We start from the raw sequence: 14,953 nt of genomic DNA on the forward strand, positions 1-14,953 counted from the left end.
AGCTGTTTTTCGCTTGATTTATGTTGTTTCGACCGCAATATCCTCTTCGGTGATAACCACACGCTGGATTTGTCCGGCGTTCTCGGCATTCACCTCACACCCGATGCTCTCTTCTATAGTCTGAAGCAGCAGATCCTCCTTGATCGTCCTCAGCTTGCAGCCATTTCCTTTCCGTCCCTCATGGCGTCCTCTGCAGGTCCATACCTTATGTTTGATTCCTTTCGGGCCGTTCAGTGTACGTCTTGTCATCGGTTCACCGCACTCGCCGCAGAATAGCTTTCCGTACAGGAAGTGCGGTCTGCCGCCAATTCTTCCGACCGCAGCCGTAACAGCTTTCTTTTGTCGCATGATCTCCTGCACGGTATCCCATGTTTTCCTGTCCACAATAGCCTCATGATCATTTTCAAGATAATTGCTCTCATACGGCGCTCTTTCATCCGGCTTCTTCGTCAGGAAATTCTTTGGAGGCTGTTTCTGAAGCAGCTTATCTCCCATATATGTCTCATTCTGAAGGATATACATGATATTATTATGCGCCAGCGGCTGGCCTTTTTTCGTCCTGATTCCATAATCAGTCAGTAAACGGCGGATCTCCTCAATGCTCTTGCCTTCAATATACATCTGAAAGATCATGCGGACCGCATCCGCATCCTGATTCGGTACAAGTTTGCCGTCAACACAGTCATATCCAAGGATACGGTTATTCCCAAGGTTATACTCTCCGCGCTTGAAGCGTTCCCGATATCCCCACCTGACGTTTTCCGAAATAGAGCGGCTCTCGTCCTGCGCGATTGCAGAGAGAAATGAAAACATCATGGAACAGGAAGGTTCGGCGGTATCCAGATTCTCTTTATCAAAATGTATATCAACGCCGTTACCGTGCAGAAGATTGGCGTATTTCTGGCAATCCACGATATTTCGTGAGAATCTGGATATGCTTTTTACAAGGATATAGTCCACTTTGCCGTTCAGCGCATCCTTGATAAGTCTCTGAAATCCCGGGCGATTTGAGGCCTTGACACCGCTTTTCTCGTCGCTGTATACTCCTGCAAAGTCCCAGTCGTCATGCGCCTGTATGAGCCTTGTATAATAGGAAAGCTGCGCCTCGTAGCTTTCTTCCTGCTCGTCAAGAGTTGTAGACACACGGCAGTAGGCCGCTACACGCTTCTTATGCTGATCTCTGATTCTGGGGATTCTTGTAATCTTCATTTCTTATCCCTGCCTTTCCCTTTACTTGTCTTTTTCTTTTCAGCTTTCCTCTGCTGCTGATTATAATAGCGCTTTGCAATTCTGCCCGGAAGATCCGAATCATAAAATACGTCTGAAGGAACCGTTGTCACAAGACCACATTTCCAGAAGACTTTCATGGATCTGTCATCCGGATCAGGTGTTCCTTTCACTTCCAAAGCAATCAGTTCCTTTGTGGTCCTGATGTGTTTTCCGAACTCAATATGATCAACAAGATCATCCACCCACCAATAATCGACCTTTTTCATTCTGGGATATTCTCTTTTGTATCTCAGCATAATTTCTGCCTCAGAGCCGAATTTTGGGCTGTCAAGTTTCTTCTCTACAATGCCGGCGTCCAATGTGTGATAAGCATTGAGCAGCGCTTGATCCACAAAGCTTGCACGGATAATAAACTGCCGACAGGCATGCTCACCGATCTCGCAGCTCCATCCGCTTCCGGGTCTTTGTATCTTGATACTCCTCTTAAACAGTCTGGAACCGCAGATCGGACACACGAGTTTGTCGCCGAGCGGGTACTGATTGTTATACTTACCGGGCATATCCGGATGAGGTGTTCTTCTTAATGCAAAGATCTGCTTACACCGATTGAATTGCTTCCTGCTGATTATGGCTTGATGATGATTTTCAATATAGTAACTGGGCACCTCAGTGGTATCATTCTTTATTTGCTTATGTGTAATATGGCTTTCGCAGATGGTCTTTTGCAGGAGAATATCTCCACAGTATCTTTCATTCTGAAGCATTAACCGCACTGTACACATGGACCACGTTTCGCAGTTTTCCGGTGTTGGAACATGATTGCTCTGTAAATGCTTCATGATCTTGTCGATGGACTCACCGTGCTCATACAGCGTGAATATTTCCTTCACAACCCTGGCCTGTTCCGGCACGATCTGGTATTCTCCGTTTTCATTCTTCTCGTATCCGTACAGTTTGCTCCAACGGGATCTTCCTTCCTCATAGCGTTTTCTGATACTCCATGTCGTATTCAGCGAAATAGAGCGGCTTTCCTCCTGTGCAAATGCTGCAAGGACGGTCAGAAGCATTTCTGAGAATGCAGTTCTTGTGTCGATATGATTGCTTTCAAAGATAAGATGTACTCCGATCTCATTGAGGTGTCTGACAAACGTCAGGCATTCAAGGGTATTTCTGGCAAAGCGGGAAATACTTTTAGTTACGATAAGATCGATTTTTCCTGCTTCACAATCCCTGATCATTTTCCGGAATTGTTTTCGCTTTGAAGCACTGGTACCTGTCATGCCTTCATCTGCATAGATTCCTGCCAGCTTCCAGCCCGGTCTGCTTTCTATCATATCAGTGTAGGATCTGACCTGATTCTCGAAGCTGGTTCTCTGCTCATCATTGTCAGTAGACACACGGCAGTATGCTGCAACTCTCAGTTCTTTCGCAGAATCCGGCTCTTCAGGACTCTGCGGCTCAAGAATGATCTTCTCAATATTCATAATTTGCCCCTTTCTGAATGGGATCAACTGAGTATTATCCCTCAGCGTTATCCTATTATTGCGTAAAACAGCCGATATATCAAGTCATTTCGCAATCATAAATCGGAGAATAATCCCGATGTTTCAGCAGGATAACTGGTCAATATACAGAAAAAAGCGGCCTCCTGTAATCAGAAAGCCGCATAGTATTATTTATTATTCCGCACTTCTTCAACAAGCTTCGGAAACTGTGAAGGGTACCTCAGAAGATAGGCATCCCATAATTCTGCCTTGTGCCTTGGATCCTGTGAGTCCCGCAGCACACCGGAAGATAATGTTGTCACACTGCCGCATTTCCAGTGAATGCTAATCGTTCTGTCATCAATACCGCCTTTTTTCAGTTCAGAAGCCGTGTGGCTGTGCAAGCCAAAATCGATCCTTTCAACCAGATCATCCAGCCACCAGTAATCAATTTTACTGAATGATGGATGTTTTTCTTTTACCTGCAGGAGCAGTTCTGCATTTTCTGCTCTATCAGCATTTTTGCTATTTACGATACGCTTCACTTCTTCTAAATCAAGCATTTCATAGGCTTTAAGAATTGCTTTTTCTACTTCCTGAGACTGTATTACGAATTCTCTGCATGCTCCTTCGCCCTCACAGCAGAAATGAGTATAACAGTTCTGGATCAACAGTTTTCTGTGGCGGAGAACATGTCCACAATAGGGGCAGCGGATGAATTCTGCAAATGGATACTGCAGCGGCGTTGTTGATTTCTTCAGTTCAAGGATCACATTGCACCGTTCAAACTGTTTCCTTGATATAATGGGCTCATGGTGATTTTTTATATATACACTTGGCAGTGCTCCGTTATTCCGGCGTGAACGATGAGTGATATAATCCTTTACATAGTATTTCTGAGCTATGATATCACCAACATATTTCTCATTGGCTATCATGTAGTGGATCCTTGAATCGTCCCAAACCTTATCTTTTCCATCCGGTCTCGTATATCCTTTCTCATACAGTATCCTTGTTATCTCAGGAACAGATGTCCCGTGTTCATATAAATCAAAAATCAGTCTGACGGCCTCTGCCTCTCTTGGAACGATTTCTATATTATCGTTTGCTTCATTCTTTCGGTAACCGTAGCACCTTATCAAAAGCGGTTCACCGTTCTGAAGCCGTTTCCGTTTTCCCCATCTTACATTCTCCGAATGTGAATGGCTCTCTTCCTGGGCGAACGCCGCAAATACAGAAAGCAGTATTTCGGATGAGATCATATCTGTATCGATTCCTTCTTTTTCAAGTATTAATCGGACTCCAAGATCTCTGAGCTTTTTGATACAATTCAGTGCATCAAGCGTATTACGCGCAAATCGGGACAGTGATTTACAGATCACGCAATCTATAAGGCCTTTTTCACAGTCTTCAAGCATTCTGAGGAACTCTTTACGTCTCGCCATCATTGTCGCAGAAGTACCTCTGTCGGCGTAGATCCCTGCAAACTCCCAGTCGGGCTCCGAAGAAATCTTTTCTGTATATACCGCAACCTGTGTTTCGTAACTGGTAAGCTGCTCTTCAGACTTTGAGGAAACACGACAATAAGCACATACACGCAGCTTCGGCTTTGTGGTCCCGGAAATATCCTGATTGAGTATTCGCTTTATCTTTGTGCTTCCCACAATTTTACCTCCTTTTCCGCGATCTTTTGGCTTTTTTCCATCAGATATTTTTCTTCAGCAGAGAATACTGATCTTCCGCCTCCGATTGTCCCGTGTTTTATCAATTCCTGAACAATGTCGAATAACTCGTGGCTTACGATGGCCGGATGATGCCCTTCAATAAGGATCTGATCTACAAAACCTTTATTTTTGACTCTTTTTTCCTTTCCGTTACTATCAATGATCGTACATTCTTTGTTGGATAGGAAATCACCCACATAGTTCTCACTGCGCAGAAGCAATGCCACAGTAGGATTTGTCCATACTTTTTCGCTTCCTTCTTCTCTTTCCATACGATTCATTTCATCTCTGATTTCAGAGTATGTGTGGCACATAGCCGCCATATAGAAGGCCATTCTGACAACTTCTGCCTGATTCGGAACGATCACCCATCCATGATTTTTTCCGTCAGATGTGTAGCCATATCTTGGAGGAGACCATGTTTCTCCTCGTTCAAGGTGTTTCATTCTGCTCCATGCCTGATTCTGCGATAAAGAAATGCTCTCTTCCTGCGCGATCGTTGCAAGTATACCGAGTATCAATTCTCCTGTCATGGTATCAGTATCAAGGTTTTCTTTCTCAAATAATACACGCACCCCAAGTTCCTTGAGATGTCTGACCGTTTCAACACAGTCTGCCATGTTTCTTGCAAATCGTGATATACTTTTCGTCAGGATAAGATCGATCTTGCCGTCTTCACAATCCTTAATCATACGATTCAGTTCTTCACGGTTGTACATCTTTCTGCCGCTTTTTCCGTGATCACCGTACACTCCGACAAACTCCATTTCCGGATCTGAGTTTATCAGTCTTTCGTAATACTCGCATTGTACTTCAAATGAGCCGTCCTGAGTATCACTTGCTGTGCTTACGCGGCAGTATGCACACGCTCGTATTTTCTTGTTTTCCATAAATACCTCCTATCTGACCACCGTCTTCTGCGGTCATCATATATTGGCATAAAACAGCATACATAGCAAGTCTTTTCAGCAATTATTTTAAGACCACAGGGGGGTATTTATTTCTTATGTAAACAGAGGGATGTTTCCCTCCGTTCAGAGTGATCACTCCTTGACAAAAGTACCCTTGTAGGTGTCGTTGCCAATCTTGATAGTTGCTGTTACAGTACTTTCGGTCTTGGGCGCATCAGCAACCTGCACAGGTACAGGAGCATTTCCCCAGCCGTTCAGCCCTTTGCTCTTGATAGTAGTCGGGAAATCCTTGTAGCAGATATCCAGATCCACATTACCGTTGATGCCAGCGACCTTGCCTTTCTCAGAATGCTGCCAGATGCCGTAAGCACCGCTGTAATTGGTCTGATCGACCCAGTGCGCCAGCCAGATCGTGTACCAGGACTTGATATCATCAGCGGTATGCGTTGTGAGAGACGAAGCAGAGCCGTACAGACCAACAAAATAACCGGCGCTCTCAACCTTTTTGAGGAATGCTCGCATGATATCAGAGACCTGTTTCTTGCCGAGGTCGAACTGCTTCTTTTCCTCAAGATCGAAATAGACGGGCATCTCGAACTGTTTTCCCTTGATAACGGACAGGAAAACATCCGCTTCCTGTTCTGCTTCCTCCGGGGTCATGGCATAGGAATACCAGTACGCACCGATAGGAAGACCGACAGCCTTTGCGCCGGCGTAATTCTGCTCAAACTTCTCGTCCTTCTGCGATGCCAGTCTGCCGTAGCCTGCACGCAGGATAGCGAAATCAATACCGTCAGCCTTGACCTTACCCCAGTCGATATTTCCGTTGTGAACGCTCACATCAATGCCCTTCATGTCCTCACCTCCGAAATACTTGTAGAAATCATCAGTGACCGTGCTGTTGCCGTGGACTTCATCGCCGTACCACTTGCCGTTGGGACGCACATCAACGTGAGTGTACTGGTAAGCGGCGGTGATATTTGCAATGCCCCTGAAACCGATATCCTGCGCCTTGCAACAGACCACCTTGGAGGAAATCGGCTGCCCGTCCTGCCCGTAACAGCAGATGTCAGCGGCATTGCCGAGTGTATGCTGTCCGGTTCCGCTGCCCTTTACTGCCTTATCGTGCGCAGGACAGCGGAAGCCGGAAGTCACAATTATCTTAGAGCAGTTGAGGGCTGCATACAGCTGTTCCAGCTTCTGCACCAGTTCATCGAAGACACTGAACTCGTGCTCATTTCCGCACTTGCAGCGGAACTCTTTTGCATTGAAATGCGGGGAAAGCTGTGTGGTATCATTGAATTCATATTTCTGGATCATAATTCTTTCCTTTCCGCGAAAAATCGCTTGTTTTAGCTTGACTAAAACGGTATACTAATGCTATAATAAGAAAAATGAGTCTCTTTTCAGAATTGTGTTGCTGTGATAAATCAGAATGCGAGGTGATTGCTGTGTCCTATTATGATGAAGACTTTAAGTTGGCCGAAGTCATATCCTTCCTGAAAAACAGAGACTATTCCTCCTTCGACTTCCGCCGCGAATACACCGCCAATGATGCCTTGATTTCTATAAAAGACACAGACGCGCTCCTTACCATCTGCAATGTTCCGGACAATATGATTCCGGAGCAAACAGTCATACAGGTGATAGATGTGCTGGAACATCTGGATGAATGCATCGAACAGGCGTCTGACTGGCTCACATCCCATGAATTCGAACTCGGATTGCAGCACATCAAAAATGACTGGAAACCCGGGGAAGCATGGGTCAGAAGGGTCAAAGCGTTTTGCGAAGAAAAAGAAAGCATACGTGACAGAATGAAAAAAAGATATACGGTATCCGAGATCTGTTTCAGATGGGATGATGACTTCTGGCCGCCTTCTGTTATTAATGAATACTGGCGGGGTCCTGAACCTCCAAAGGGTGCCGATGTTTTTTTCATAGATTTCTGCCACAGAGACTGTGATTCGGGCTTCCGCTTCATGTTCCTTTGCGAGGATCGGAGACTGTATAAGTTCATAATCCATATCCTATGATTGACCGCAGGAACACTTTTCTTAAAATGGCGAAAAATAAAACACGGAGGTGCATGAACAATGCCAAGAAATACTGCAAGCCTGAAAACCGATACTGCAAAGAAAACAACACGCAAGAAAAAAGCCGCTGTTGAAGCAGTCGCTGAGACCACTCCGATTACAGTAGCCGAAGTTGTAGAATCTGTTGCAGAAACAACAGCCGTTGATGCATCTGCTGTCAAAACCCCTGCCAAGAAGCGCGGCAGAAAGCCTTCGGTAAAGAAAGCCGAAGCTGTTGTTGAAACTGCTCCGGTCATCGCAGAACCGATTGCTGAGACTGTCACCGAAGCCCCTGTCGCTGAAACACCCGAAAAGAAAACACACAAGCCCAGAGCGAAGAAGGCTGACAAGAAAGCAGAGCCTGTTCTTATCACCACGCTTCAGCTTGGGAATGCGGAGTTTGACATCAGCGATATCGCAGCAAAGGCATACAAGGCATACAAGTCCACGCATAAGCGTAAGGCTGTAACAGAATTCCGTGTTTATGTCAAGCCCGAAGAGGGAGTGGCATACTTCACTGTCAACGGTGAAGGTTCACCTGATTTCAAGATCAATCTATAATACACCATCTCCTTTATAATGCAGTCGAGCGATCGGCTGCATTACTTTTTTCCGTCTTCAAGATCATCGATCATTTCCTGAATATCATCGTCAATGTGCTGCGCTCTCTTTTGAAGCACCTCGATAGCTTTCTTAATAGCAGGCGGATACGGGATTCCCATGAGACTGGTGTTTTCAATAATAGAAAGCAGTTCATTGACACAGAAGCCAATGCAGGTCGCATCTCGGATATATGTGGTACCGATCATGATATCCATACGGACAGCCACAACCACCATGAGCAGAATGCAGAACTTCTTCGCAAGCCCGACCCAGCCTGCTTTGGAACTCAGTCTGCCGGTCTTGCTGTGCTTGCTTCTGCCCATAGATGCGGTAATCAGTCCGGTTGTGAAGTCGATTGCCATGAAAATGAGGATTGTTGCCAATGCTGAATCCCACCCTCCGAGCAGCGCCGCAAAAAAGCCGCCGATGACCCCGGCGGCAGTACAGATATTTTCTTTCATTCAATCATCCTTTCAAATTGTCACATCTACAACCTTCACAGCGCGGATCATCGGACTGGTATTGTCGGTGATCGCTTTCCATGCAAGGTAATACTCTCCCGAAGGAATGTTACTGCACTCATGCAGTACATTGACATAGTTGCCCACAGTGCCGAGCCAGCCGAACGGAACAGAAATAGCACTATGATTCCGGATAGCCTCATAGATATACCTTGCAGTTTCTGCCGAAGAAAGACCGGCGTTATTTTTCGGAACAAGCCACATCTCACCGATATCCGTAGCACCCGACTTATAGCTCAGCATGATCTTGTTAGAAGAGCTGATGTGAACAGGCTCCACACACATCGTGTAAATGGTCTGCCCCCAGTTGAAGTCCGGCTGATTGTAGTAGATCGCATAGCCGTTCTCTTCGCAGCAGAAATGCTGATAGGATTCTGTGAAGCCTGCAAGGGAGCGATAGCCGTCGTTATAGAAGGTGTAGACCTTTTCGCCGTAATCATGGAGCGCGTCAATGGAAGCCCTGAACAGCGTGACATCCGGCTTTGTCTGCGGGATCTGTAGCACCTTCGGCACGAGTGAGTTCAGCTTTTCAGATTCCGAAGCCTGCACGCCCATTGTGACAAGATTTCGGGCTAAAGCATCCCTCTGCTCATCGAGAGCCGTCAGATAGTTTCCGATACTCATGTCGTCACCTCCACAATATCCGCCAGTGCTGTCTCAACTCCGGAGAGGGCTTCCTCAACAGCAGAAAGCCTTGAGAGAATATCCGAGATACTCGTCCTGCACCCCTGCATATCATAGAGGATCTCAGTCTTGAAGCGCTCAAATACTCCCTCATTGACACCCACACGCTCAGTCAGATTCATGGCTGTAGTATATGCATCGTTCCAGCGAGTGACGTGGGATTCCGTGATACTGTTCAGCGTCGTAAGGTTGTGATGCCAGTGGGCCTGTCCGACAACTGTTGCGATGGATGCGATATCATCAAGCATTTCCTGTGTGATGCCGTCCAGCACTGCCTTGTTTGTATGCGAATGCGACTGTGCGGAGACTTCGCTCAGACCTGTAGACAGCCCATGCAGAGCGCTTGCGGTTGAAGCCTGAAAAGCAGCTTGATCACGCATATACTGTTCTGTGATGGTATCCAGCACATCCTTGTTGTTATGTGTATGCGCAGCAGAACTGATCGGAAGAAGTGCTTCCCGGATATCATGAATATCATAGGTTGTTGCATCCTCAAACTGCTGCAAGCCCTGCAGGTCAGCAAGTAGCGCCGCCGTCAGTGCATTCAGCACATCGAGATTCGCATGGCTGTGCGTACTCGGTCTGAGGTTCTCCACAGCTTCGTTCAATGTCTGAATCTCGTACTGTGTTCTGTCCTCAAACTGCTGCAGGTCGTCAAGCTCCTGCAGAAGTTCAGGTGTGATTGCATCGAGCGTTTCCTTGTTATCGTGGCTGTGTGCCTCTTCTGCAACGGGAGCGATCTCACGCTCGATGATCGTTGTGACCTCAGATGTTTTCGGGTACTCCGACATATCCGGCGTGATGCCGTCCTTGCCCTTCAGACTTTCCAGCCACTCCTCTTCAGTGCCGACATAGCCGTGCTCCACAGCGATTTCATAGGCACTCTTGCCGTCCAGTCCATGCTCTGCATCCTCGATACGCTTCAGAAGCTGCGTATACAGATCAGGTGTTGGCGGGATGGGCGGATCATCACCCTCAAAGCCGGATTCACGAATATTCAGCGTAACCGGAACAGTTGTTGCTCTCACGGTTGTATCGGATTCCGTATCGTAGCCGAATACAGCCATTTTTGCCGCACCTGCGTGAAGCTCCGCAGGCAGATACAAAGTCGTTCCATCCGTGCCGAGCACAACGGAATACACCTCATCACACTGCGAAAACTGCACGACCTTGTGAAAACGCTTCCAATCGCCGTCAAATGTGAATTTGAACTGCACATACTGAATCTGGTGGTCCGCAAGCACTTCACGTTCAATGATCTCAATGCTCTGGTTCTTTACAAGGAATTTCCACATTATTCACGCACCTCCGTCCATTCGTGGGTTTCTGTATCATACTGCATATATCCGTCAAGACAGATGACCCTGTGCATATTACCGGGCGCAGTACTACTATTGCCGTCCCAGTTAGATTCCTTTGTCACTGCTGCCCATTCTGCAAGAGTGCCCTCATAGGTGATCTCCTGAATTGGAGTGTAATTTATCATATGAGCGCAGATCTTTGTTACATTATGGCTCAGAGTAAGGCTCCGAAGCGGTGTGCTAACAAAACAAAAACCCGGAACTATAGCACATTCTACTCTTGCTCTTGAAAGATAAGGGCAGCCCATGAAGATATATGTGCCGAGTGTAGTAAGTGTTTCTGGAAGTGTCACATTCGTAATATGCTGGTCCACAAATGCTTTCTCTCCGATTGCGGTTATATTCGCCGGAATAATAAGCTCGGTTAGTCCGCCGTGTTCGTACATAAAGAATGCACGCTCTCCGATCTCGGTAAGAGTTGTCGGAAAGCTGACAGACTCCATATTTTTACATCGTTCAAAGTTACTCTTACCGATAGCGGTAATGCCTTCGGAAATAACAAGTGAACGGATATTTTCATTCTCCCAGAACGGTGAATCACCAAGTTCATAATCATAGGTCACACCGGTACCATGAAGAAGCAGTTTTCCGTTCTCGTACAGTACATAGTGGATATGCTCGCCGCAGGTACCGATCTCAACGATACCGCCGATGATATCATCGACTTCGGTCTGAAGTGCCTCCACCTGATGACTGAGTTCTGCAATGGTCTGATTGTTCTCCTGAACCTCTGCGATAAGCTGTGCAAGCTGAGACTGCATATCCGTTACTTTGCATTTACCGAGGATGCATTTGCAGTAGCCGCAGACATTCTTGTCCTCTCGATAATCGTACCAGTCACGCTCTGTAAGGTCGGTAGCACCCGGATTCAGACGAACCGCATACATGAGCAGTCTTGTTTTATATTCATCTGTCGGCAGTGACGGCAGGCTCGGATTCTCCGCAGGCGTACCGGGCGTTATCTCAAGAGATACATTTCGTACTGATTCTCCGACATCAAGCAGAATTGCGATCGCCACATAACGCGGTAGCGACTCATCCTGATACTCTGTAAGGTCAATGGTGTAGCGGGAGTCGTTGACGAAATAGTGGCCGTCGATCCATGCTTTGCCTGTGCCGAGCCTGACTTTGAGGCCGGTGTCGGCGGTGGTCAGCTTGAAACACTGCCCATATGTGTCGAGAATACCGTTGCAGATGATGCTACTGAGATACTCTGTGAAGTTCTCTGCCGTATAGGTTCTGTCAAGCCCTTTTGAATTGAAAAAACCGCATGAAAATGCCATAATATCATTCCTTTCTGAATGTCGGTGTCAGGCTTCTGCCGTTCTGATCGAAAGCCTCGATCATGCCGATAAGCTGCACTTTCGGCTGTAGCATACCAAATCGCTTATGCTCGACAGTCACATAATCACCGACGAAATAATCACGGTTGTAGACATATTGCGTGCTATCCGCTGCAATCTCCGACTCCGATGCAGTTTTCGGATCGACCAGCTTTTCAGACCCGCGTGTTTTCAGCAGTGCGATATACTGCCCCTCCGGAATCGGCACTGTTTCACCTTCGACCTGTTCCTCCTCTGAGATGTCCTTTGCATCAACATAAAGCTCGTACCTGTCAAGATAGGTCGGCTCAGTATCCACACAATATGTGGTATTCTTGCGCTCTGCGCCCTCACCGTGACCATAGATGTAGGCGAAGTTGCGAGTAACAGCAGAATCTGAAGCATATGAGAATGACAACAGATTGCTGTAGGCATCGGAGAATATAATGTGCGGATTCTCTTCCTGCAATAGACTGCGGTCTGTGCCTTCTGCGAGATCAAGCACCATTTTATAGGTTTCGCCAACATCCTTCACAAGTCGGATATTTGCAGAGCCGCCGATCTTCTCACAGATCGTGTATACCCATTCCATGAGATTTTCATAGGATACCTGCAGCGTTGCGGTTTGTTCCCAGCAAGCCCCCGATACTGAGCCGAGTGATAAGCCGGGAATGCGACGGTTATCATTGAGAAGTGTATTCTGCCTGACAATATCATGCACAATTTCGCTGTATGCCTTCTGCGCCGTGACATTATATGTCGGGTGAATGATGCGGCGCTCCAGCAGGCACATGAGAAATCTGCCTTTTACGGTCAGATAGTCGCCGTTCTCAGCATCTGTATCAATTTGAACGGAATCAATAATGCCGAAATGCTGACTGTCATCATCCCTGCCGACAATTCTGCCTGTCTGGAAGATTGATAGATTCTCCGGATTGGCGGCGATATACACTTCAAAGCAGCCGCACTGATAATACTCAATATCCCACAGTAGCGAGGAAAAACTGTCACACACTGCTTCGAGTGTGATCGTTAGGCTGTCTGCCTCAGCGTCCATTCTGTATACTTCAATCTGCATATATCACACTCCAAGATAAGCATTTGTGTGTACGATCGTCACTTTCAGATTTTGCAGTCCGGTACCGCGCAGATAAAAGCGGTTTTTGCCTTCACGCAGCGTCAGCCATGTTGAACCGGAAACAAGACGGTTGATGATATTCGTCTTAACGCCGCCTCTGTCAAGCGTGACCGTCTTATGACCTGTCTTTGTTGTAACAGTAATGATATCACCTGCGAGAATATCGCCCGTGATCTGCAAATATTCATCGGTATCCGCATTGTACAGCGTGGGTGATCTTGCATCTTCGAGGGCTTCAATCTGCAAAGTAAAGCCTATCTCGTCACCATCGTTGATGATCTCCATGATGTTTTGTGTATTGTATTTGCCCAGTACAAATGGCTCCGGGTTGCTCTCGGTCGGAAACGGGAATGTGAAAGCGCCAGTGATCTGGCTGTAATATGCCATGACGGATTCCGTGGAGTACCAGTAGATGTCCGGGCAGAGTATGGATATCTGTCCAGTGACAAGCTGCTCAAAGTTGCTGACCTCGCAAGTTTCCACATAGCCCTCGGTGAAAACATCTATGCCTGCCGTCTTGTAGTAGACCTTGACATATCGGCTCGGTTTCACCACCTTGTATAGCTGATGTCGGCGGCCTTCTACGCCCACACCTCGCATCTCAAAGTGAATGACCACATTACGCTTCTCGATGAAGGCGTTGTTCAGATAACTGCCGTCCATACCTGCGTAGGAGGAGGTGCTGATCGTGCCGGGCGGCGGAGAAAGCCCCTCGATCTTTGAGGTCATATATTGGTTTGCGGTCGCCGTCATGTTGATCTGGACTCCGGCTGCATTTTCTAATATAAGGCTGAAAAACATGATAAGCACCCCCCTTGTTTTTTCTATGGGATTGATGTATAATACTTATATAAAAGTCTGAGAGGAGTTAAGTATGAAACAGATTCAGATTGGCGATTACTTATTTATGTCTTGTGATGAAAAAGATAAAAAGAACATTGTAAATGATTTCATAAAGAATGAAAGTGTGACTTTCCTCGAATACTATCAGTTTTTGCTAAATGGAGGATTTGATGAACTTGAAAAGCAACTGTTTGAACACTTTAAAATCAAAAAGTGGCCTTCAATAACGAATGACGATATTATTTGTAGCATTCTCCCTAAATCAGAACCTGATCGAATTAATAAAAGAAAAAAGAAAGACTATTATATAGCAAATGCATACTGTGCATTTGATGTGTTAAAACAGATATACAGTTTGGAATTATATAACCAATTGAAAAATATATCATCAACATACTATTTTACATACTATCTTATTCTAAAAAACATCATGATGGATATAGATCAGCTTAAAAATTTATATAGTAATTTAATTGAAAACGACTTCAGATATCCAGCTTCTGTAAATAGACCCATACATACAATGGAACTACACAATGTTCTACGCCAAGCTGTATACGGAAACATCTCTTTTCATTCATTTGCTGATTATGAAACCGCTGCACCTATTGCTGTAATTAGACAAATTATTGAATTGCGTATTCGGAGAGCAATCGGTGTTCTGGGCTATATTGATGAATCGAGTAATAACATCTATCCTTTGAAAATGACAAAGGTATTTGAAATAATTAAACAGTATCCAGATATTATATTTCCAAATCACTTGACTTATCTTGAGCGAATATATCAATGGAGTAATTTGTACATCCATTCTGGCAAAGGAGATTTTGCTTGGATTACGTTTTTCCTTGAGAAATATTTGCGCCCATTAAGTTTTGGAGACAGAAAAAAAGATGGGAACTGGAGCTTTAAAAATGCTATTACCGTAACCAAAGAAACATTAGATAATATTAAACAAGATATACAGAATCTGAATCCAAACCTTCAGCTATTAACGTGTGATCCTGAATGTGAACTTACTGAAAGACAGGATTAAAAAAACATCTCCTCAAGAGCA

The 14,953-nt window shown here is 45.8% G+C and carries 14 protein-coding genes; 3 read left to right on the forward strand and 11 right to left on the reverse strand.

Features of this window, described 5'->3' with window-relative positions:
• Nucleotides 1–18: 18 nt before the first annotated feature.
• From RF007C_RS05620 to RF007C_RS16370, 5 genes are all read right to left on the reverse strand, one after another.
• Nucleotides 19–1,209, reverse strand: a complete 1,191-nt coding sequence (locus RF007C_RS05620) for a recombinase family protein (RefSeq protein ID WP_051456536.1) — start codon at nt 1,207–1,209, stop codon at nt 19–21.
• Nucleotides 1,206–2,714, reverse strand: a complete 1,509-nt coding sequence (locus RF007C_RS05625; protein ID WP_051456537.1) for a recombinase family protein — start codon at nt 2,712–2,714, stop codon at nt 1,206–1,208. The genes RF007C_RS05620 and RF007C_RS05625 overlap by 4 nt, the downstream gene beginning before the upstream one ends.
• Nucleotides 2,715–2,902: 188 nt before the next feature.
• Nucleotides 2,903–4,378 carry a recombinase family protein gene (locus RF007C_RS16365; RefSeq protein WP_051456538.1) on the reverse strand — a complete coding sequence of 492 codons (1,476 nt, stop codon included), beginning with the start codon at nt 4,376–4,378 and terminating at the stop codon, nt 2,903–2,905.
• Entirely contained in the window at nt 4,360–5,328 is a 969-nt protein-coding gene (locus RF007C_RS05635; protein ID WP_051456539.1) for a recombinase family protein, read from the reverse strand. Before RF007C_RS05635 ends, RF007C_RS16365 begins: the two co-directional genes overlap by 19 nt.
• Nucleotides 5,329–5,481: 153 nt before the next feature.
• Entirely contained in the window at nt 5,482–6,669 is a 1,188-nt protein-coding gene (locus RF007C_RS16370; protein WP_051456540.1) for a GH25 family lysozyme, read from the reverse strand.
• A gap of 131 nt (nt 6,670–6,800) precedes the next feature.
• Between RF007C_RS16370 and RF007C_RS05650 the strand changes: the two genes are divergently transcribed.
• Complete coding sequence (locus tag RF007C_RS05650) at nt 6,801–7,385, forward strand: hypothetical protein (RefSeq protein WP_037298013.1); 585 nt, start codon at nt 6,801–6,803, stop codon at nt 7,383–7,385.
• A gap of 60 nt (nt 7,386–7,445) precedes the next feature.
• Nucleotides 7,446–7,985: a DUF6465 family protein gene (locus RF007C_RS16375; protein WP_051456541.1), complete on the forward strand. Its 540-nt coding sequence runs from the start codon at nt 7,446–7,448 to the stop codon at nt 7,983–7,985.
• A 41-nt stretch (nt 7,986–8,026) separates the two neighbouring features.
• Here RF007C_RS16375 and RF007C_RS05660 read toward each other — a convergent pair whose 3' ends face one another.
• Genes RF007C_RS05660 through RF007C_RS05685 form a run of 6 tightly spaced genes read right to left on the reverse strand, consistent with a single transcriptional unit; the run spans nt 8,027 to nt 13,854 of the window.
• Entirely contained in the window at nt 8,027–8,488 is a 462-nt protein-coding gene (locus tag RF007C_RS05660) for a phage holin family protein (protein WP_037298016.1), read from the reverse strand.
• Between the two features lie 12 nt (nt 8,489–8,500).
• Nucleotides 8,501–9,172 carry a hypothetical protein gene (locus tag RF007C_RS05665; protein ID WP_037298018.1) on the reverse strand — a complete coding sequence of 224 codons (672 nt, stop codon included), beginning with the start codon at nt 9,170–9,172 and terminating at the stop codon, nt 8,501–8,503.
• Nucleotides 9,169–10,527: a hypothetical protein gene (locus tag RF007C_RS17720; protein WP_037298019.1), complete on the reverse strand. Its 1,359-nt coding sequence runs from the start codon at nt 10,525–10,527 to the stop codon at nt 9,169–9,171. The genes RF007C_RS05665 and RF007C_RS17720 overlap by 4 nt, the downstream gene beginning before the upstream one ends.
• Nucleotides 10,527–11,876 carry a leucine-rich repeat domain-containing protein gene (locus tag RF007C_RS05675; RefSeq protein WP_037298022.1) on the reverse strand — a complete coding sequence of 450 codons (1,350 nt, stop codon included), beginning with the start codon at nt 11,874–11,876 and terminating at the stop codon, nt 10,527–10,529. Before RF007C_RS05675 ends, RF007C_RS17720 begins: the two co-directional genes overlap by 1 nt.
• Nucleotides 11,877–11,880: 4 nt before the next feature.
• On the reverse strand, nt 11,881–12,993 hold the full coding sequence (locus RF007C_RS05680; RefSeq protein WP_037298023.1) for a siphovirus ReqiPepy6 Gp37-like family protein: 1,113 nt from the start codon (nt 12,991–12,993) through the stop codon (nt 11,881–11,883).
• A gap of 3 nt (nt 12,994–12,996) precedes the next feature.
• Nucleotides 12,997–13,854, reverse strand: coding sequence for a phage distal tail protein (locus tag RF007C_RS05685; RefSeq protein ID WP_037298027.1), 858 nt, complete (start codon nt 13,852–13,854; stop codon nt 12,997–12,999).
• Nucleotides 13,855–13,927: 73 nt separating this feature from the next.
• On the opposite strand from RF007C_RS05685, the gene RF007C_RS05690 reads away from it, so the two are divergent.
• The gene (locus RF007C_RS05690; protein WP_037298030.1) at nt 13,928–14,932 is read left to right on the forward strand and encodes a hypothetical protein; all 1,005 of its coding nucleotides are present in this window, start codon (nt 13,928–13,930) and stop codon (nt 14,930–14,932) included.
• Nucleotides 14,933–14,953 lie beyond the last annotated feature (21 nt).

Origin of the sequence: Ruminococcus flavefaciens 007c (assembly GCF_000571935.1) — a bacterium.
Lineage (GTDB): Bacteria > Bacillota > Clostridia > Oscillospirales > Ruminococcaceae > Ruminococcus > Ruminococcus flavefaciens_F.